General features: G+C 49.3%; 19 protein-coding genes. 7 read left to right on the top strand and 12 right to left on the bottom strand.

The window, feature by feature from the left end:
* The first annotated feature begins 223 nt into the window (after positions 1–223).
* Genes BLU03_RS08620 through thrB form a run of 3 tightly spaced genes read left to right on the top strand, consistent with a single transcriptional unit; the run spans position 224 to position 3,496 of the window.
* Entirely contained in the window at positions 224–1,522 is a 1,299-nt protein-coding gene (locus BLU03_RS08620) for a homoserine dehydrogenase (RefSeq protein ID WP_093107212.1), read from the top strand.
* A complete protein-coding gene (thrC, locus tag BLU03_RS08615; RefSeq protein ID WP_076570802.1) occupies positions 1,522–2,580 on the top strand; it encodes a threonine synthase in 1,059 nt (352 codons plus the stop codon). Before BLU03_RS08620 ends, thrC begins: the two co-directional genes overlap by 1 nt.
* On the top strand, positions 2,573–3,496 hold the full coding sequence (gene thrB / locus BLU03_RS08610; protein WP_093107210.1) for a homoserine kinase: 924 nt from the start codon (positions 2,573–2,575) through the stop codon (positions 3,494–3,496). The genes thrC and thrB overlap by 8 nt, the downstream gene beginning before the upstream one ends.
* Positions 3,497–3,520: 24 nt before the next feature.
* Here the strand turns inward: thrB and BLU03_RS08605 are convergent, their stop codons facing one another.
* Entirely contained in the window at positions 3,521–4,021 is a 501-nt protein-coding gene (locus tag BLU03_RS08605) for a sigma-70 family RNA polymerase sigma factor (protein WP_076570796.1), read from the bottom strand.
* A 158-nt stretch (positions 4,022–4,179) separates the two neighbouring features.
* Between BLU03_RS08605 and BLU03_RS08600 the strand changes: the two genes are divergently transcribed.
* From BLU03_RS08600 to BLU03_RS13685, 3 genes are read left to right on the top strand one after another with little or no spacing between them, the layout of a single operon-like run.
* Positions 4,180–4,629: a helix-turn-helix transcriptional regulator gene (locus tag BLU03_RS08600; RefSeq protein ID WP_093107208.1), complete on the top strand. Its 450-nt coding sequence runs from the start codon at positions 4,180–4,182 to the stop codon at positions 4,627–4,629.
* 38 nt (positions 4,630–4,667) lie between these two features.
* Positions 4,668–4,946: a hypothetical protein gene (locus BLU03_RS08595; RefSeq protein WP_093107206.1), complete on the top strand. Its 279-nt coding sequence runs from the start codon at positions 4,668–4,670 to the stop codon at positions 4,944–4,946.
* Between the two features lie 16 nt (positions 4,947–4,962).
* Complete coding sequence (locus BLU03_RS13685; protein WP_176765447.1) at positions 4,963–5,127, top strand: hypothetical protein; 165 nt, start codon at positions 4,963–4,965, stop codon at positions 5,125–5,127.
* 132 nt (positions 5,128–5,259) lie between these two features.
* Here the strand turns inward: BLU03_RS13685 and BLU03_RS08590 are convergent, their stop codons facing one another.
* From BLU03_RS08590 to BLU03_RS08570, 5 genes are all read right to left on the bottom strand, one after another.
* Positions 5,260–6,921 carry a sodium:solute symporter family protein gene (locus tag BLU03_RS08590; RefSeq protein ID WP_076570788.1) on the bottom strand — a complete coding sequence of 554 codons (1,662 nt, stop codon included), beginning with the start codon at positions 6,919–6,921 and terminating at the stop codon, positions 5,260–5,262.
* A gap of 12 nt (positions 6,922–6,933) precedes the next feature.
* A complete protein-coding gene (locus BLU03_RS08585) occupies positions 6,934–7,239 on the bottom strand; it encodes a DUF4212 domain-containing protein (protein ID WP_008586960.1) in 306 nt (101 codons plus the stop codon).
* A gap of 16 nt (positions 7,240–7,255) precedes the next feature.
* Positions 7,256–7,441 carry a hypothetical protein gene (locus tag BLU03_RS08580; RefSeq protein ID WP_008586958.1) on the bottom strand — a complete coding sequence of 62 codons (186 nt, stop codon included), beginning with the start codon at positions 7,439–7,441 and terminating at the stop codon, positions 7,256–7,258.
* A 150-nt stretch (positions 7,442–7,591) separates the two neighbouring features.
* Positions 7,592–12,370, bottom strand: a complete 4,779-nt coding sequence (locus tag BLU03_RS08575; RefSeq protein ID WP_093107204.1) for a 5'-nucleotidase C-terminal domain-containing protein — start codon at positions 12,368–12,370, stop codon at positions 7,592–7,594.
* A gap of 127 nt (positions 12,371–12,497) precedes the next feature.
* On the bottom strand, positions 12,498–13,169 hold the full coding sequence (locus BLU03_RS08570) for a M15 family metallopeptidase (protein ID WP_008586955.1): 672 nt from the start codon (positions 13,167–13,169) through the stop codon (positions 12,498–12,500).
* A 125-nt stretch (positions 13,170–13,294) separates the two neighbouring features.
* Here BLU03_RS08570 and BLU03_RS08565 point away from each other — a divergent pair, with 125 nt between their 5' ends.
* Positions 13,295–13,999 carry a DsbA family oxidoreductase gene (locus BLU03_RS08565; protein WP_008586953.1) on the top strand — a complete coding sequence of 235 codons (705 nt, stop codon included), beginning with the start codon at positions 13,295–13,297 and terminating at the stop codon, positions 13,997–13,999.
* Positions 14,000–14,107: 108 nt separating this feature from the next.
* Here BLU03_RS08565 and BLU03_RS13680 read toward each other — a convergent pair whose 3' ends face one another.
* The 6 genes from BLU03_RS13680 to BLU03_RS08540 form a co-directional block, all read right to left on the bottom strand.
* Positions 14,108–14,278 (bottom strand): hypothetical protein, encoded by a 171-nt coding sequence (locus BLU03_RS13680; RefSeq protein WP_156330832.1) that lies wholly within the window; start codon positions 14,276–14,278, stop codon positions 14,108–14,110.
* A 206-nt stretch (positions 14,279–14,484) separates the two neighbouring features.
* Entirely contained in the window at positions 14,485–15,939 is a 1,455-nt protein-coding gene (panF, locus tag BLU03_RS08560; RefSeq protein ID WP_093107202.1) for a sodium/pantothenate symporter, read from the bottom strand.
* Entirely contained in the window at positions 15,936–16,208 is a 273-nt protein-coding gene (locus BLU03_RS08555) for a YhdT family protein (RefSeq protein WP_076570778.1), read from the bottom strand. Before BLU03_RS08555 ends, panF begins: the two co-directional genes overlap by 4 nt.
* Before the next feature lie 165 nt (positions 16,209–16,373).
* Positions 16,374–16,886, bottom strand: a complete 513-nt coding sequence (locus BLU03_RS08550) for a macro domain-containing protein (RefSeq protein ID WP_093107200.1) — start codon at positions 16,884–16,886, stop codon at positions 16,374–16,376.
* Positions 16,887–16,936: 50 nt separating this feature from the next.
* Positions 16,937–17,812, bottom strand: a complete 876-nt coding sequence (locus BLU03_RS08545; RefSeq protein ID WP_093107198.1) for an ROK family protein — start codon at positions 17,810–17,812, stop codon at positions 16,937–16,939.
* Positions 17,809–19,197 carry a glycoside hydrolase family 32 protein gene (locus BLU03_RS08540; RefSeq protein WP_093107196.1) on the bottom strand — a complete coding sequence of 463 codons (1,389 nt, stop codon included), beginning with the start codon at positions 19,195–19,197 and terminating at the stop codon, positions 17,809–17,811. The genes BLU03_RS08545 and BLU03_RS08540 overlap by 4 nt, the downstream gene beginning before the upstream one ends.
* Between the last annotated feature and the right edge of the window lie 59 nt (positions 19,198–19,256).

The raw sequence follows: 19,256 nt of genomic DNA, 5'->3' as shown, positions 1-19,256 counted from the left end.
AGTGTGTGTAAAATGAATTACCATTTTTACCGTCCTGTAACAATTATATAGGTAATTATGCCTTTTACAATCTTTTTTTCGTATTATTCATATTTTTCTAAACTAAGAAAGCGTTTTCCGCGCAAATATTTAGATTACTTATCTTGTAGCCCCCTTTCTATTCATGTACAATGTCCATTATATAAACATTAATGTATTCCAGAAGTGGACAGGGAGTGATGATATGAAAGATACAATCAGGGTAGGCCTGTTGGGCCTCGGCACCGTCGGCACAGGTGTCATCGAAATTTTACACACCAATAAGGAAAGTATTAAACATAAAACGGGATGTGAAGTGAAAGTCACCAGGGCTCTCGTCCACGATATCCATAAAACCAGAGACCTTCCGGGCGAAGCCGTTCAGCTCACAACGGACTACGAAGATATAACGAAAGATCCTGAAATCGATGTGATAGTGGAAGTTATGGGAGGCGTGGAACATACGCTGAACGTACTTCTCGAGGCGATTGAAAATAAAAAACATATCGTCTCCGCCAACAAAGATCTCGTTGCGGAACACGGGGAAATCCTTTTTGATGCGGCCGTCCGTAACGGAACGGACCTTTATTACGAAGCGAGCGTAGCCGGCGGTATTCCGATTATCCGCTCCATCGTCGACGGCCTCTCCTCAGACAACATCCGGAAAATGATGGGAATCGTCAACGGAACGACGAACTATATTCTGACAAAAATGAGTCAGGACGGTTCCGACTTTGATGACGTACTGAAGGAAGCACAGGAACTCGGCTTCGCCGAAGCGGATCCGACAGCGGATGTGGATGGTCTGGATGCGGCGAGAAAGATGACGATTCTTTCCATACTCGGATTCTCCATGCCGACGAGACTGAGCGACGTCAAGCTGAAAGGCATACGCGGTATGTCCACATCGGACATCGCTTACGCAGACAAACTCGGATACACGATCAAACTGATCGGAATCGCAGAACACGATGAGAAAGGTATCACGCTCAGCGTCGAGCCTTCCCTGCTTCCGAAGGCCCATCCGCTCTCTTCGGTGAATGACGAGTATAACGCCGTGTACGTCTACGGAGATGCCGTCGGCGAAACGATGTTTTACGGTCCCGGCGCAGGTAAAGGACCTACAGCTACAGCTATCGTTTCCGATCTGATCGCCGTCGTGAAGAATATCCGGCTCGGCACCAATGGAAACAATTACGTCCACCCGCAGCACGATCGGCTCCTGAAACCGAAAGCGAAAACGTACTCGAAGAAATATATACGGCTGCACGTCCTCGATCAGCCGGGTATTCTGCTGGAAATCACCCGGATTTTTGCCGACAAAGATATTTCTTTCGACCAGATTATCCAGCAGCCTTCCGATTCCCGGGAAGAGCGCGAACTGATGATGATCACCCATTCCGTGAACGAAGAAGCTTTTGAAAAAGCGATGGAAGCACTGGAACAGGCCGCTTCCGTCCGTTCCGTCGACAGTGTATTTCGCGTGGAAGGAGGAGACGACTGATGTGGCATGGCTTACTTCACCATTACAGAGATTCGCTGCCGGTGACAGACGCTACACCGGCACTTACATTAAATGAAGGGGACACTCCTTTCATCCGGCTTGAGAATCTCTCCCGGGATCTTGATATTGATGCTTACGTAAAAGTGGAAGGCGCCAACCCTACCGGTTCTTTCAAAGACCGGGGTATGGTAATGGCGATGGCTAAAGCGATCGAAGATGGTTCCGAGGCCGTCATCTGCGCCTCCACCGGGAACACGTCCGCTTCTGCTGCAGCTTTTGCGGCCCGGGCGAATCTGCGCTGTATCGTCGTAATACCGGACGGAAAAATAGCGGAAGGGAAACTCGCCCAGGCTGTCATGTACGGGGCGGAGATTTTCTCCATCAGAGGTAATTTCGATCAGGCGCTGGAAATCGTAAAAGAAGTGGCTAAAGAAGACGGCATTACACTCGTCAACTCCCTGAATCCGAACCGGATCGAAGGGCAGAAGACGGCCGCTTTCGAAGTGTGTGATGCACTTGGAAAAGCTCCGGATTACCTGTCCATCCCTGTAGGAAACGCCGGAAACATTACAGCATACTGGCGCGGTTTCAAGCAGTATAATGAAAAACATGCAACCGGCCTTCCGAAGATGTTCGGATTTGAAGCAAGCGGTGCTGCCGCGATTACGGATGACCGCATTTATGAACAGCCGGAAACAGTGGCGACCGCCATCCGGATCGGAAACCCCGCCAGCTGGGGACCTGCAAATACCGTCGTTGAAGAATCGGACGGGGAGATCGACAAAGTGACGGATGAAGAAATATTGCAGGCTTATCACATGCTTGCCCAGAAAGAAGGAATCTTTGCGGAACCCGCTTCCTGTGCCTCTCTGGCAGGCACAATCAAAAAGCTGGAACAGGGAAGGATAAATAAAGGTTCCACTGTCGTCCACGTGTTAACCGGTAACGGGCTGAAAGATCCTAATACAGCGATTGATACTAGCGAACTGAAGCCGAAAGTCATCGAAAATGACCTGCAGGCGTTCAGGGAAGCTTTGAAAGGAGGACATCATGAATAATTTCACTATAACAGTACCGGCTACTTCCGCGAACCTCGGCCCCGGTTTTGATTCTGTCGGTATCGCTCTCACGAAGTATGCCTCCTTCCACTGTGAACCGTCTGATGCCTGGCACTTCATCGTACCGGAAGCGGACCGGCCATTCATACCGGCGGGTACAGATAACCTTGTGTATCAGGCGGCCAGTTTCACAGCCCGGGAATATGGACAGAAAGAACTCACCCCGTGCGTCGTCACCTCTTCGAACGAGGTACCGGTCTCCCGCGGACTCGGTAGTTCCTCTACGGCGGTCGTCGCAGGCATTGAACTCGCCAATCAGCTGCTCGGTCTGGACTTAAGCGAGCAGGAGAAAGTCGTAGTAGCTTGTAAAATCGAAGGGCATCCCGATAACGTTGCCCCTGCCATCTGCGGTGGTATCGTTATCGCCCACTATGACTACGACGTCCCGAAATATGTGAAACTGACGAACGGCGTTAAATCCCTGCAGTGGCTGACCGTCGTTCCTGATTTTCATCTGAAAACGGAAGAAGCGAGAGATCTTCTCCCGAAACACTTTTCGTATAAAGAAGCGGTATATGCAAGCAGTACCGGCAACGTTCTCGTTGCGGCCCTTGCTCAGCACGACTGGAAACTTGCCGGGGAGATGATGGAGAAGGACCGTTTTCACCAGGTGTACCGCAGCCCCCTTCTTCCTGACTTCGCGCCGGTTTCAAAAGCTTTGAAAACCGCCGGAAGTGCCGGAACTTATGTGAGCGGGGCCGGACCTACGATGATCGGTCTGTTCGAGGAACTGGAAGAGAAAGAGGTGGAAGAATTGAGATCCGTGTTTCCTCATCTTCATTTTGAGTCGTTGCGGACAGATACAGAGGGAGTACGGGTGGAAGTGCATGCCCATCAGGAAGTTTCCGAGGCTTGACCAGCCCGGGGGCTTCTTTTTTTGTTATTTTTCATCCATGAGTAAAGGGAAATGTTTCAACTTACGTCTGGCATGCCTCCCCCAGTTCTTCACTGCATCCCGGCTCACATTTTCTTTAACGGCGATTTGGGCTACCGCTTTGTCTTCTATGATGAACTGAGTGACCCATTTCCATTCGTTCTCTGTCAGCATCCCCCTGATACCTTTCCACAGTTCTTCATCGAACATTTCGCGGGGGACGTATTCGGTTTCCGGCCTTCCGGTCATGTGGCGATAGTGCTCTTCCTTTTCGGCATGCCGCTGTCTCTGTCTGATCTGATCGATGAGGGCGTTCTTTATTTTCCAGTTCACATATGTAGAAAAATCGCTTCTTCCGGCAACGTATGTCGTACAGGCATTCCACAAAGCGATCAGACCTTCCTGATAGAAATCTCCTTCGTCGTCTCTGATGCCGAGGTGATGAATGAAATAATGGATTCTTTTTTCATGATCTTGTACAATTTTTTCGAATGATTCCGGTGACACGTGATCACATCCTTATTCTTTACTTACTTTATAATCGTGGTAAGAATGCGTTTTGGTGTCATTATTTTTTACAAAAATTGAATTTTCTCCTGTAATTTTCAAATTTCTCTTCTTTTTCCTTCCGCAAACGGAGATAATAGGTAAGAAAGGAGTGAACTATGAATATAAAACCGTTCCCCGACTATTACCCGATGATCATGGATGTCCTCCACCTCCTCCGCGTCCCGCCGCCGTATGAAGATGAACGGCAGGATGCCTACTTCGTTTACCACAGATGCGCCGGTAACTATAACCCTTCCCGGTCGAAATTCTCCACTTACTACTACCAGGAATTGAAATTCCACTACCAGTCCGCTCTCCGCAAATCGAAACGACGCAAAGAGATTCTGACGGCGACACCTCCACGGCTCCCCTCCGTCCACATCGACCACTATTTCATCCATCCCGGTTTCAATGACAGAGAAGAAAAGATTTTCACCTACTCCATGGAAGGCTACACAACGGAAGATATCGCTTCGCTGCTGGCCATCTCCAAATCCACTGTTCTCCGCGAACGAAAAAAACTTCGTCAAAAACTATCCTCTTATGTTTCACTCTCCACCGATTAAGGGAAACTAATACTATTAACATCGAAGGAGAAAAGCATATGCAATCAAAACGCGATTTAGTATCCATCGTCAATTTGTGGTTCGATGGAACGCGCACCGAATTCACACATGCTTTCATAGAAAGATTCGCCTACGAATGGGTGATTGAAATCGTCAATCCTCAACCTATCCCTCTTATTGAAGACAAAGATTATTTAATGACGCTTTCTTTCGAACAGGAAGACGGTCTGACTTTTTCGTCGATAAATATAGAAGCTTATGATATTATGCAGGGAGAGGAATTCACGGTCTATCGCTTTTATATGTATCCGTTATAGAAGGGGAAGGATTGTCTTGTATTATTTAGGTTTCGCACTGTTTTTTCTCATTTACTTTCTGGTCGGCATGTTTACCGACCTTTTGAAACTTACGACTGTAGGCGGGATTATAGCCATCGCTTTCATACTTTTGAACGTCTATCTTTATGTAAAAGAGAAAAAGAAAAATCCGGAAGAATGATTTCCGGGCACTGGAAGTCTGCAGAGGAGCACAAATCCTCTGCAGTTTTTTATTTCCCGGGAAAAGGCGGGCGCGGCGGTACAGGAATAAGAAAAGTCCCGTCTGACGCTGGCATCGGACGGGACTCCTTCACTATTCAGCTTTTTCCTTCACCCATACTTCTCCGTTTTCATATTTAAGCTGTTCCGGATAGCGGAGATCGGTCACTTCTTCCACCGTCTGTTGAGTCGGCGGTTTCGTCGACAGGGATACTATGATATTCGTAAGGAAGCCGGCAGCAGCTCCGAAAATACCTGCACCTGTGTCGATGATGCCGAGCAGGGTGATTCCTCCGAATTTAGCGAGGAAAATGTACGTGAGCGTCACCGTCAGACCTACGAGAAGCCCGGCAACAACTCCGGGGCCGTTCGCCCGCCGCCACCATACTCCGAGAACGAGGGCCGGGAAAAAGGTTCCCGAGGCAAGTGCAAAAGCCCAGGCTACGATTTGGGTAATAGCTCCCGGCGGATTCAGAGCAATCAGTCCCGCTACTACTGTCGCTATTACGATGGACCAGCGTCCTACTGCCAGTCTCTTTCTATCTGTCGCTTTCGGGTTAATGGAACGATAGTAAATATCGTGGGAGAGTGCGGCCGATATCGTAATCATCAGTCCGCCGGCCGTCGACAGTGCCGCAGCCATAGCTCCGGCTGCCATCAGCCCGATTACGAATATGCCGAGGTTCGCAATTTCCGGAGTTGCCATCACGACGATGTCTCCGCTGATGACAAGCTCGGACCACTGAAGCGTGCCATCCCCGCTCGTATCGGCCACCGACAGCTGTCCTGTATCGACCCAGGACTGCGTCCATGCAGGAAGATTATCGATTTGTGAACCGGCTACCTGGGTCATGAGAATGAACCGGGAAAAGGCAGCGTAGGCAGGTGCGGACAGGTAAAGAAGTCCGATGAACACGAGCGCCCACGCACCGCTCCACCTGGCCGCTTTCATAGTGGCTACCGTAAAGAACCGTGTGATTACGTGTGGGAGACCCGCTGTGCCGGCCATAAGTGTAAACATGAGAGCGATGAACTGCCATTTCGTCCCTTCCGTGAAAGGTACGAGATATTCGGTGATACCGAGTTCCTGATCCAGTGTGGTAAACTCCGAAACGACTTCCCCGTAGGAAATCCATGGAAGCGGATTGTTAGTCAGCTGGAGCGCCATAAATACGACCGGTATGACGTAGGCGGCAATCAGAACGACGTACTGGGCCACCTGCGTCCACGTAATTCCTTTCATCCCTCCTAAGGCGGAATAAAAAGCGATAAGGACCACACCGACGAGTGTACCGACAGCCGTGTTCACTTCCAGAAGCCTTCCGATTACTACACCGGAGCCTGCGAGCTGTCCGACGGAGTATGTGAAACTTATTATAATCGTAGCTGCTGCTGCAATCAGCCGTGCAGTATCATTCTTGTATCGGTCCCCGATAAATTCCGGCACCGTATATCTTCCGTATTTCCGGAGCTGAGGAGCGAGAAGAAACGTAAGCAGCAGGTACCCTCCCGTCCATCCCATTATGTACGCCAGACCATCGTAGCCGAGCAGCATGACGGTACCCGCCATACCTATAAACGACGCCGCACTCATCCAGTCGGCTCCGATAGCCATCCCGTTGAACACCGGGGGCACCCCGCGGTCCGCCACATAAAAATCCGACGTCTTCTTTGCTGTGTTGAATACTGCAATGCCTATGTATAATGCAAATGTTGCCAGTATTAGTGTAAGTGATACTAAAAATTGAGTTTCCATACCTTCCCTCCCTTATTTATTGACCGCTTTTCCGCTTTCGTTTTCCTCTTCTTTATCCAGATCCAGCAGGCCGAATTTCCTGTCTACGAAATCGCTTACAATTGCATTCACAAAAAGCAGGAATATAAACGTCAAAACGGCACCCTGAGCCCCCATATAATAGTGAAGCGGCATGTTCAGGAAAGTAATGGACGATAAAGGTTCTGCGAATAGCACCACTCCGTAGGAGACACAGAAACCTATAATAAGATAAATGACGATCAGTGTAGTCCGCGTACGAAAATAAGCGTCGGCCGTCTTCTTGTCTATCTTCTTCAAATAACTTCCCTCCCTTTTAATCTCTCAGATCGAAAATGAATGAGACCGTTTCCCAGAATGGGAGCGGAACCATAGCGATTTTGATCAGCACGAATCCCGCTAAAGCGACAAAAGGAAAAGTAAGATAAAGCGCCTTCCCTTTTTTAAGACCGAGTACTACGCTTACGATCGTAAGCAGCACAAACCCCGCAACTAATACCATGACCCGCCTCCTTATGTAATTTTAATAAAACAGAAATTTCTAAATTCATTAAACATTCCAACTATTATTTAACTAGACGTTCACATAAATGTCAATATTTTAACAAAAAAAGTGACTCCCGGCTATGCCGGAAGTCACTCTCCATCTCTTTTACTTACCGATATCCACGATCCGTCCTTCAGTCTCGGGAGAAACGCTGCTCCCCTGACTCTGCAGATACTGTGTGAACACGTCGTAATCCACGAAGCCTGGCTCACTTACCCTTTGATCGTTGTATACAGTTTCAAACATACCGTAACCGTCTCCTCCCTTAATCGTGAAGAGGTTACTTGCGACGTAGTACATTTCACTGTCCTGAAGAGGAACATAGGTGCCGTCATCCTGAAGTACTTCAGCTTTGACTACACGCTCTCCGACAGGTTTAGTACTGTCATACTCAAACTTCATCCCTGACACCTGCAGGAACTGCCCTCCCGGATTCGGGGCGGTCGATACGCTGTGTTCGAGTGCAGCCCTGAATTCGTCTCCCTGGATATTCATAATTCCAAGGGAGTTACCGAAAGGCATCACCGTCAGCACTTCTCCGAGCGTAATCGGCCCTTCATCGATGGAGGCGCGGATGCCTCCTCCGTTGGATACGGCAATCTGCGTTTCGGGATTGATCTGTTTCGCTTTCCACAGCATACCGTCAGAGATCAGATTTCCGAGATTCGTTTCCTTCGTACGTACGTCTTCCCGGACGCCGTTCAACGGTACTTCGGCAGTGACGCCGATCTCTTCCTTCTGGATCGCTTCAATCTGCTCAGTATACGGTTTCAGTTCTTCGGCAAATTCTTCGTCTTCTTCAAGACCCTCAAGAGGTACGAGTTCTCCCTCATAGCCGGTGATGACTCCTTTTTTGTTGAACTCAACTTCAAGAGTACCGAGGTTATTGTTATACTCTCCTGCCTGAACGATGACAGTAGGCTCTTTATCTTCCACAATACGGGGCTCGGTGATTTCCGTATGCGTATGTCCTCCTACAATTACGTCGATTCCGTCCACTTCTTCGGCAAGAATCAGATCGTTATCATATTTCGCCGTGTCGTCCAGACCGAGGTGAGTGAGGGCGATTATTTTGTTCACGCCTCTGTCTTCGAAAGCTTCCACCATAGCTTCCGCTTCTTCAATATAGTTGGAGAAAGTAATGTCTTTTGGACTTGAAATATCTTTCGTTTCTTCTGTCGTCAGACCGAAAATGCCTACTTTTTCGCCCTTAACTTCTTTCGTGATGCCGCTGTAGATTTCCCCGTCCTCAGCTTCGGCCGTTACCGTTCCCGTCTCATCCACTTCATCGAAAAGCGGGTCAGCCGAGAAATCCACGTTGGAAGCTACAAATGGAAAGTCTGCCCCTTCGATGAATTCCTGAAGAGCTTTATGTCCATTTTCACCGTCACCTAAATCAAACTCATGGTTACCGAAACTCATGGCGTCATACTCAAGCATATTCATGAACTTCAGATCGGCCTGCCCCAGGAATTCCTGGAAATACAGCGTTCCGGAGAAAATATCTCCTCCGCTTAAGAGCAGAGCCTCCGGATATTTTTCTCTGTAGTTGTCCACTGCAGTTTTCGTTATTGCAATGTTACCTATATGACCGTGCGTGTCGTTCGTATGCATCAGCTCAAGGTCCAGCTTTTTATTTTTGTGTTTCCCGTTCCCTTTACCCGGATGATCTTCACCCTTGTCTTTCCCTTTGCCCGGATGTTCATCAAATACCGGGTGTTCTTTATCTTTATCTTTTCCTTTTCCTTTGCCCGGATGTTCATCGAATACAGGATGGTCTTTGTCTTTTCCGTGCCCGTTCCCTTTGCCGGGATGACTATTTTCCTGTTCGATCTCGAAGGAGGCCAGCACAGGATCATGGTCACTCGCTCGGCCGTCTTCCACACCGAAGTTCGAGTTTACATTAATGGTTTCTATTTCGGAGTCGTCATATAAATCATCTGTAGCAAGTATATGATCGAGCACCTGAGAGTTCCCCTGATAGTTGTACGTGTAGCGATCTTCAGGGTCCACGTCTTCGATGAGGTTGTTCAATACATCCCCCTCAAGTTCCTCCAGTGGATTGGAGAATTCGAAGTCGTTCAGATCCCCCATGACCACAACGTTTGCATCGTCCATTTCCGCTTCGGCCTTCTCCGTGAACTCACGGATCACAGCAGCCTGCTTCATTCGCTGTTCCTCACTTCCAAGCTCATACGGATGTTCCGAACCGAACGGCGCTCCATCTCCTCCTTTGGAGTTGAAGTGGTTGGTTACAACGATCACTTTTTCGCCGTTGAATTCGAATTCTGCAGCCACCGGCTTCCGTGATTCGTTCCACGCTTCGTTCTGCGGAGCGATACGTGCAGGGTTATGGGAAAGCCCGTCTTCTGTAACCTCCACCGCTGTTGTTGCGTCTCCGGAAGGTTTCTCCGTCATCGATACGCGATCCGGATTATAGATGACTCCCACGCGGATGTTACCACCGGGAATACCTCCGTCCTGACCATCTTCAGGAACGACTTCCGCATAGTTATAAGTCGGGCCGCCCGCTTCTTCTATGGCAGCTATCAACGTCTCATAGCTTTCGCTGCCGTCCACCGTACCGTCGTCTTCATTGCCACTGTTGTCCTGCACTTCGACAAGCCCGACGATATCGGGTGCGTTCATGTTTTCCACCATCTGTTCAGCGATTCTTGCCGTTTTCTCAGGACTCGTTTCCGGAGAGAAGTTTTCCATGTTGTACGTAGCTACTGACAATTCGGACTCCGAACCTTTGATCGTACCGAATTCCTCTTCGGCTCCTCCGTCAGCCAGAGCAGGAAATTCTCCGGCAGGACGTATTTTGTAATTACTGTAATCGTAATTCACAACGCCTGTAATCGGGCCTTGGAAATAATCTCCGGTTTTAGCCTGAATTCCTTTTCCGTCTACATCGATCAGCATTCTTTCAGGGTTGATGTCTTCTTCGGTAAGACGTAGTCCGTCCACATCCGTAAACGCCTGATCTTCACTCGTTTCCACGTACACCGGAAGTTCATCATACTTCACAGGTCCGGTGACAGTGGCGTCCGGAAGTTCAATAAGCATTCCTTCCAGACTTTCATAGAAATCAAGACCGTCCGTCTTCGGATCAAAAGAAGTCATTCCGTCATCTTCCACCGTCTCCGTAGGCTGCTTACGATCCTCCCCGATCACTGTCGTATCCGGAAGTTCGGAACCGGACGCCTCCTTCGCGATTGTTCCGGCAGAAATCTGGGTCGTAAGAAGATCGTTGGCATCACTGTAGCCGTCTTCTCTCCACTCTGTAACTTTACCGTCAACCTTCAGTTCGTCTCCGACTTCCACACTGTGGCCGGATTTATAAACATAGATACCTTCCGAAGTGCTTATATCGTCATCCGGATTCATGGACTGCATATAGAAACCGTTGGAACCATCAAGTTTTGTAACAACACCCGTTACTCCTTTGACTGCGGCCCCTTCATATGGGGATGTGTGACCGGCCCCCTGCAAATCATGAATCTCCACGTCGTCGGCTGCCGGCAGGACGCTGTAGGTGAATGTTTTCTCATCACTTACGGTACCGTCCTCTTTCACTACGACCGCTTTCAACGTCGTATCTTCATTTATCACGACAGGCTTCGTGTACAGGGTACTGTCAGATCCTGCAGCTGAACCGTCAGTGGTGTAGCGTATTTCCGAATTTTCGGAAGCCGTGTACAGCTCCACTTCTTTGCCTTCCACAATGTCACCCGAAGTTTCAGAAGCCTGGACCGCAAAAACTTCGGTGACGACATCCCGTTTATTTCTCGGTACTATTCTGTACTCTCCGTAACTGTAGTCGACTACGCCGGTAAGCTGTTCATATGTATCACCTACCTGGAGAAGTCCCTGTTCTTTCGGAGTGGAATAAAGAGTACCTTCGTTATCCGTCAGCGTGTAATCCCCTTCACTGCTTACGCTTTCAACAGTGACGTTTTCCGCCTGGACGAGTTCCCCTTCCACATCTTCGTTCATATCGGAGCTGCTGACGGTTTGAGCATCAGGCACCCCGGGAGTTCCGGTTTCTTCAAGCATGGACGTCGTCGTTTCGATCTGTGCCATGCCGTAATAATCTGCAAGTGTTCCCTGTGCTTCCACACTCGTGCCGAGCTCAACGTTCAGGGAAGGGCCGCGCAGGATTACGCCTCCTGTTCCATCCTGGACGTACAGATTCGTCTGTCCTCCTGCCGTGAATGAAGCAGTGACCGTACCTTCAATACGTACCGTCTCTCCTTCGGAAGCTGCTCTCGCATCAGCGACACTGATTTTTTCGACAGCCTCTTCCTGCTTCACTTCGTAGCTTCCGAGATGTTCAAACGTATCTTTACTGAAAGCATTCCATTCGCCGGATGCGTTGAACGCATCATCAGGAACAGTATCCCCGGCAGTCACACTTTCCTTTCTGACGAGAGTCACGTCCTTACCGAACTCCGCATCCGTTCCCGTCTGCCCGATTGAATCGACGACACTTCCGCTCTTCTTCAGAACTACCGGGTCATTTCCGTTAAAATTCGTTACTCCGCCGTTTGTCGTATCCGCTTCAGCCAGCACTTCCTCTCCGGCACTCGTATGCGCGATGACGTGTACATCTCCGGATGAAAGCGTACCTTCCAGTTTCAATTCACTCGAAGCACTTGAACTTCCGTTCGAATAAAGCTCTACTGTGTAATCAGAGAGGTCGATCGGTCCCCCTGTCCCGTTATAAATTTCGAGAGCCTTGTTGTAACTGCTCCCTTCCACATATTCAGAAAACAATAAGTCCGATGTCTCTTCAGCATTAACCTTCCCCACGCTTGCGTAGGGGGATAAAACCATAGCTGCTGCTCCAATTCCGAGAGCCAACCTTTTTACATAATTCAAATGCGTCTCCTCCTTGTGAAAAATGTAAACGCATTCTTATTATAAAGGATGTCCTGTAATATTGTGTATACTTTTTGATAAATAATTGTAAACTGATTATTTGTAATCGTACAACTGAATGAACTGATCAATTGTAAAATTTATTCCATGTTTGTGGTCCGATAATACCATCAACCTGAATGTTGTTTTTCTGTTGAAATGTAACTGCCGCTTTCTCCGTAAGAGGTCCGAAAATGCCGTCTGCCGCAGTTCCGAGTTCTAGCTGAACCTGTTTTACTCTCCGGCCCCGGCTTCCCCTCCGGATCAGAAATCCCGGGTAATCGAAAGGCCCCCGTCCTGAAGCCAGATCCTTCCACGTCATCCCGTGCGTCCATTCCAGGTGAGGATAGTCCTTGAAGGTTCTCCAATTTCCACCCCACGTAAAGCCCAGGTCTTTTGATATAGATGCCACTCTCCTCCAGCTTTCATCCACCCTCCAAATTGCCTGTTGTCCGCTTTTGTCTACCAGACAGAAATCGATAGCAAGTCCGTAATTATGGATGCTCTGCCCGGGCCTTGCGTGTGTGACGATACTTCCCCGGCTCCCGTAATTCCGCCCGTCCCACCTATACCAGGAACGTCCCTGACCATACAATTCCGCCTGTCTCCGGTACGAACGGTGGCCTTCTGTTATTTGAGCACAAATACCCTCATCGTACGCAGCGGCTATGATTTTCTTTCCAAAGACGGCAATCCGATGATCGACATTGCCCATGTTCCTCACACTCCGTCTTACCAGCTCATTTTTACTGACTATCATACATCATTCCCCCTTTTGTCCTTACAATCGAAACGGACTTCCCTTCCGTGTAATCAGATTAATGGATTTTTTTAATCCGGCATCTTAAAATGAAAGATATCATGCAATTAATTGAGGTGGATAATATGAAAATAGAAATATGGTCCGATTTCGTGTGTCCTTTCTGTTACATCGGAAAGCGTCGCCTGGAAGAGGCTTTAGAATCGCTTCCGGATGATGCCGAAGTGGATATACAATACAAAAGTTTTGAGCTGGACCCGGATGCGAAAACGGAGACGACACCGGTGATGCACGAAAAACTGGCAAAAAAATATAATCAGTCGCTTGAACAGACGAAAGAAATGACTTCTTCCATGGAAGAGCAGGCGAAAGCAGTCGGTCTCGATTTCCGGTTCGATCAGATGATTCCTGCTAATACGTTCGAAGCTCATCGTATAGCCAAATTCGCTGAAGAGCAGGGAAAAAGTCATGCAGTAACCGAACGTTTTCTGAGTGCCGCTCTTACAGAAGGGAAAAATATCGGGGATTCCGAGACCGTGTACAACCTGGCCGTGGAGGCAGGACTTCCTGCCGGAGAAGTGGAACAGATTCTGAACGGGGATGACTATGAAGAAAGTGTCCGTGAGGAAGAACGTGAAGCCTATCAGCTTGGTGTCCAGGGCGTTCCTTTCTTCGTCATCAATCGTAAATATGCGGTATCCGGAGCTCAGCCGAAAGAAACGTTCGAAGATGCACTGAAACAGGTGTGGGAGGAAGAACGCGGCACTCCCGCCTTTACCAGCCTCAATTCAAAGCAGGGCAGCACCTGCAGTGAAGACGGTTGTGACTGATTTTATTCATAAATAAAAGGCGAGCGTCTCCCCCAAGACGCTCGCCTTTTCCTTTCCCTCATACCTTTTACTCCTCAGTATCCATATGCGCTTTCTCCTGACACCGGATTATTCGTTCTTTCCGCTTATTTCCAGATAAAAATAATAGCAGTCCTGACAAAGGATAGTGCCGTCACGGACCCCGTCCTTTACAAAAAACATATAATCTTCGAGTTCTTCCGTATTACAGTGATGACATGATCTTGTAAGTGTATACCACTGCTCCTGCTCGATATGCAAGTGCTTCCCCCCTCCTCTCACTATGTATCCTACTTCTTCCTGTAATGTGTGGCAAAAGACCATAACAGCGAGGTCCCGGTGTATCACGTGTACAAATTTCAAAAACAGGGGAGGTATATTTCATTTATCGATTGTTTATACGTACGGGATTGCCCGATTCAAACGTTTTTCAAAAAAATTCCCCCGGCATAAATGCCGGAGGATGATTATCTCGTCGGATTTGTCACAGGGGCGGTGTAGTTCTGTGTCGTACCGGCACTGACCAGTACGTATACTATGAAAGAAAACAGTACAGGAAGAACGACACTATGGACTCCGAGCGGCTGGTTGAAGAACTGATCGACAATTACATAGGACAGAATCCCTGTCAGCATCGAAGAGATTGCGCCGTACTTGTTCCCTTTCTGCCAGTACAGACCAAGTACCACCGGCCAGATGAAAGTGGCTTCAAGCCCCCCGAAAGCGAACAGGTTCAGCCAGATGAGAAGATCCGGCGGCTGAAGGGCCATGAGAAACACGAATATGCCGAGCACTCCCGTCACCCCGAAACTCATCCCTTTCACCCGGCGCTCGCTCGCATCCGGTTTCAGATACGTTACATATATATCTTTAACGAATGCGGAACTTACAAGAAGCAGCAGGGAATCGACGGTGGACATAATAGCGGCCATCGGAGCGGCGAGGACGAGGCCAGCCACCCAGCCCGGCAGCACTTCAAGAGCGATAAGAGGCATAACTTTATCCCCTACTTCGATACCCGGAAGGATGGGACGCGCGAATACACCGATCAGGTGCATATTGAGCATCACGAAACCGACCACGACGGTACCGATGATGATAGCTCTGTGCATCGCTTTGGAGGTTTTGTAGGACATGGCCCGGAGCGTCACCTGAGGAAGCCCGACGACCGCCACCCCTACCAGAATCCAGAAAGAGGATACATAGGCTGGTGTAAGAGTGAGGTCTGCCCCGAACGGTGTAATCAGGTTCGGGTTTTCCCGGGTCAGTCCCTGCATAATTTCCTCGACGCCTCCTCCTGCAATCACGGTGGCTATCAGCAGGATGAGCGTACCGACAAACATCACACTCCCCTGCACAGCGTCTGTCAGAGCGACAGCGCGGAAGCCTCCGATAATGACATAAATAAGGACGGAGGCAGCAAAAATAAACAGGGCCGATGTGTAAGGGATACCCGTCACCGTCTCGATGAGTCTTGCTCCGCCTACCCACTGGGCTGCCATTGCAGAGAATAGAAAAATAATGATACTGACTGCGGCGAGCAGGGCTACCACGTGGCTCTGATACCGCGTCCGTAAATAATCGGTGAGAGTTACGGCTTTATACTCCCTCGCCTTAATCGCAAACTTCTTCCCGAGTACCATAAGTACGAAGTACCCGGTCACGACCTGAGTCATCGCAAGCAGTACCCAGGCGAGGCCCTCGGTGTAAGCTACCCCCGGGCCACCTATGAAACTGCTCGCACTTCCGTATGTAGCCATCATTGTCATGGCAAGGATAAAACCGCCCAGTTCCCGTCCTCCTAAAAAATACTCCTGCATGAAATCCTTTTTAGAGAGACGGATGGACCGGTTCGCCCAGAATCCGATAATAAAAATAAGTATAATAAATAGAAGTAATGGTATGATTACCGCCCAGTTCATTCTGTATCCTCATCCTTCGCTTCAAGAGGTACGTCCGTGAAATATACGTTCACTACAAAGATGACCAGCACCGACATAAGGATAAAACCGCCTACACAGCTCATGAAAAACCAGGCGGGAAGACCGAATATGTAACTGTATTCCTCCGGAGGCTTACTGCCGAGGCCATACGCAAAACCGAACCACCATAGAAAATTGATGAGTGCCAGACCTACGCCGATCAGAGCCTCCCGGTTAGCCACCTTGAATCTTTCGTCGTGCTTTTCCACCAGTACCCCTCCCCGATTTTTGTTATAACACTACTCATTATGCAACATTTTCTGATAAATGAGAAGTGAATTATCGTGGAGAAAAATGGTATACAAAAAGCCCCTCATCTATGGCAATGCACCCCGGAAGTTAGATTTTTTATTCTAACTTCCGGGAGTCAGTATCTATGAGCGGCTTTCGTATTTCCGTTTGAATGTTTCATACTGTTCATCGGAGAAAAGAACGAACCGGACGATCTGCAGGCTGCCCGGACGCGGGAAGTAGGATTCGACGACTTCGAGTGCCGTATCGATACCAGCTTCCAGAGGGTAGCCAAAAGCACCGGTCGAAATCAGCGGAAAAGCGACACTGGTTATATTATGTTCCCGTGCCCTCTCCAGTGATTCTCCGTAACAGCTTCCAAGAAGCTCCTCCGCCGGCTCATCCGTTCCGTATACCGGACCGAGCGTATGGATCACGAAATCGTTCGGAAGGCCGAATCCTTCCGTGACGACGGCTTCTCCCGGCTGCAGGAGGGGTGCATACCGCTCTCCGGCCTTTTGAAGCCCGGGTCCCGCTTTTTTGTGAAGAGCTCCCGCGACGCCGCCCCCTGACCGCAGTTCTTTATTCGCCGCGTTCACTACTGCTTCCATGTCGGACTGGTCCGCTATGTCTCCTTTAACGACCTCTATCTTCATCGAAACATCCCTCCTGAACAATCGGTGACAGGACCTTCACTGAAATTTTCTCACACCCGGCTTCCCATGGCCAGATAAAGTGCCCCTTTTACTCCCGCTTCATCAGTCAGACCGGGGGATACGATGTATTTGTCGATAGTATCTTCGCTCAGGTACGGGGAGCTTACGTACCCGTTCAAAAGTTCCAGTACCATCGTTCGGATCATCGGAAACAGCTGTTTCTGTTTCATGACTCCCCCGCCCAAAATGATTCTCTCAGGAGAGACGATGTATATATAGTTGACGAGAGCCTGGGCGAGATAATAAGCTTCCATCTCCCATACCTCTTTCCGGTCCACCAGCTCTTCTGCGGGGCGGCCCCACCTTTTTTCGATATGAGGTCCTGCAGCCATACCTTCCAGGCAGTCTCCGTGATACGGACAGCCTCCTGCATAATCATCATCCGAATGACGGCGCACGGGTATGTGTCCCATTTCCGGGTGAGATAATCCTCTCAGCGTCTCACCCTTTATATAGGCTCCGGCTCCGATTCCTGTACCTACCGTAATGTAGAGACAGGAGTCCACGTCTTTAGCGGCCCCCCACTTAGCTTCCGACATCGCTGCCACATTTACGTCCGTATCAATGATGACCGGAATGAGGAGGTGGTTCTGCAGCTCTTTGCCGAGCGGATAATCCACCCACTCCGTCTTCGGCGTTTTCTGCAACTGGCCGTAGAAGGCACTGTCCGCGTTCACATCAATAGGTCCGAAACTCCCGACTCCGAGCCTTTCAATATCTTTCCCTCTGAAAAAATCGATGACTGCGGGCATAGTGATGGAAGGATGTTCTGTAGGAATTACCTTTTTTTCCAGAATCTCTCCCTCTTCGTTACCTACTGCCAGTACGAATTTTGTTCCTCCGGCTTCAATTGCTCCGAGATTCATACAGTTTTACCTCCTGTCTGTCTGCGAAGTTCCCATACAGTAAGGGAAAGATCCCCATTTATTATACCGGAAGTTTCTTCTTTTTCCGGGAATATCCTCGAGGAGAATACAGTCTCTCCTCCGTTTATAAAAATTTCAATTGAAGAGTGATCGACGAATAACCGGATTTCCGTAAGAGGGGAGTCGAGCACTGTCGCTCTCCACTCTTCCCCCGAACCGTCCATCGCAGGTCTCGTCAATATCGCTTTTCCTTTGCTGCAACGAAGAGATATATAACGGAACAGTTCTATGTCCACGTCTCCGTCTATATCCTGAAGCAGAATCTCGCTGCTCGCAGGAATCTTCCCTTCCCATTTTTCCTGTGACTCCTCAACTACTTTCCGCATGCGCAGTTCTTCCATTTCCACGAGAGGTTTCTGGACGATCGTATCTCCCTTCTGCGAAAGTTCCCGGGGCAGCGTCATCTGGTGAATCCAGTGATAGTCGTGGGTAGGGAAGTATTCCTCTCCGCCATCCGGCATGCCCATCCAGCCGATTATTATTCTGCGTCCGGCATCATCCTCCATCGTCTGCGGAGCATAGAACTCGAAGCCGTGGTCCAGCTCCCGGAAGTCCTCCGTGCGGAACCCGTCTTCAAAATCCCCGATGATGTAGCCGGACTGATACATGTTTCTGTAGTCCATACCCTGCTCCTCCAGCCCCTGCGGAGAAAATAACAGCACATCTCCTTCGAGCCGGAAAAAGTCCGGGCATTCCCACATATACCCGAGTCCGGATGCGAGTATCCCTTTGTACTGCCACGACTCAAGATCCGGGGAGTCGTAGAGGACGACACACCCTTCCTTATCCTCGGTCTGAGCTCCTATTACCATATACCAGCTGTGGCCTGTTTTCCATACTTTCGGATCGCGGAAGTGAGGGGTGAAACCTTTCGGAAGTTCAATACTTACCCCAAGCTTTTCGAACGTGACGCCGTCCGGAGAACGGACTTTACACTGATAACTCTCCCGTTCGCCCTCCCCGTTTTTGACATTGCCCGTATAAAACAGGATGAGCTCCCCGTCTTTTTCGACAGCACTCCCCGAATAGCATCCGGATCTGTCATACCACCGGTCCGGTGCAAGCGCAGGGCCGTGAAATTCCCAGTCCACCAGGTTTCCGGAAGTAAGATGCGCCCAGAACTTGGCCCCGTGCCCGGTATGAAAAGGCATCCACTGATAGAATAGATGATACGTCCCGTTCCAGTGGATGAAGCCATTCGGATCGTTAAGCAGACCGACCGGTGGCGCTATATGGTAGGCAGGGTAGTAAGGGGCCTGCTTCACCGTATTGCCCCACCTGGCTATCTCTTCAGTTGCTTCATTTTTCATTACAGTCTCCGTCATGAATTCTCCCCCGTTCCTTAAAATCTTATCACAAGAAAGAAAGCCGGAGGTACCCGGCT

Origin of the sequence: Salimicrobium album (assembly GCF_900107115.1) — a bacterium.
Classification (GTDB): domain Bacteria; phylum Bacillota; class Bacilli; order Bacillales; family Halobacillaceae; genus Salimicrobium; species Salimicrobium album.
The sequence above is the reverse complement of the archived record's forward strand: the minus strand, read 5'-3'. Positions and strand labels throughout refer to the sequence as shown.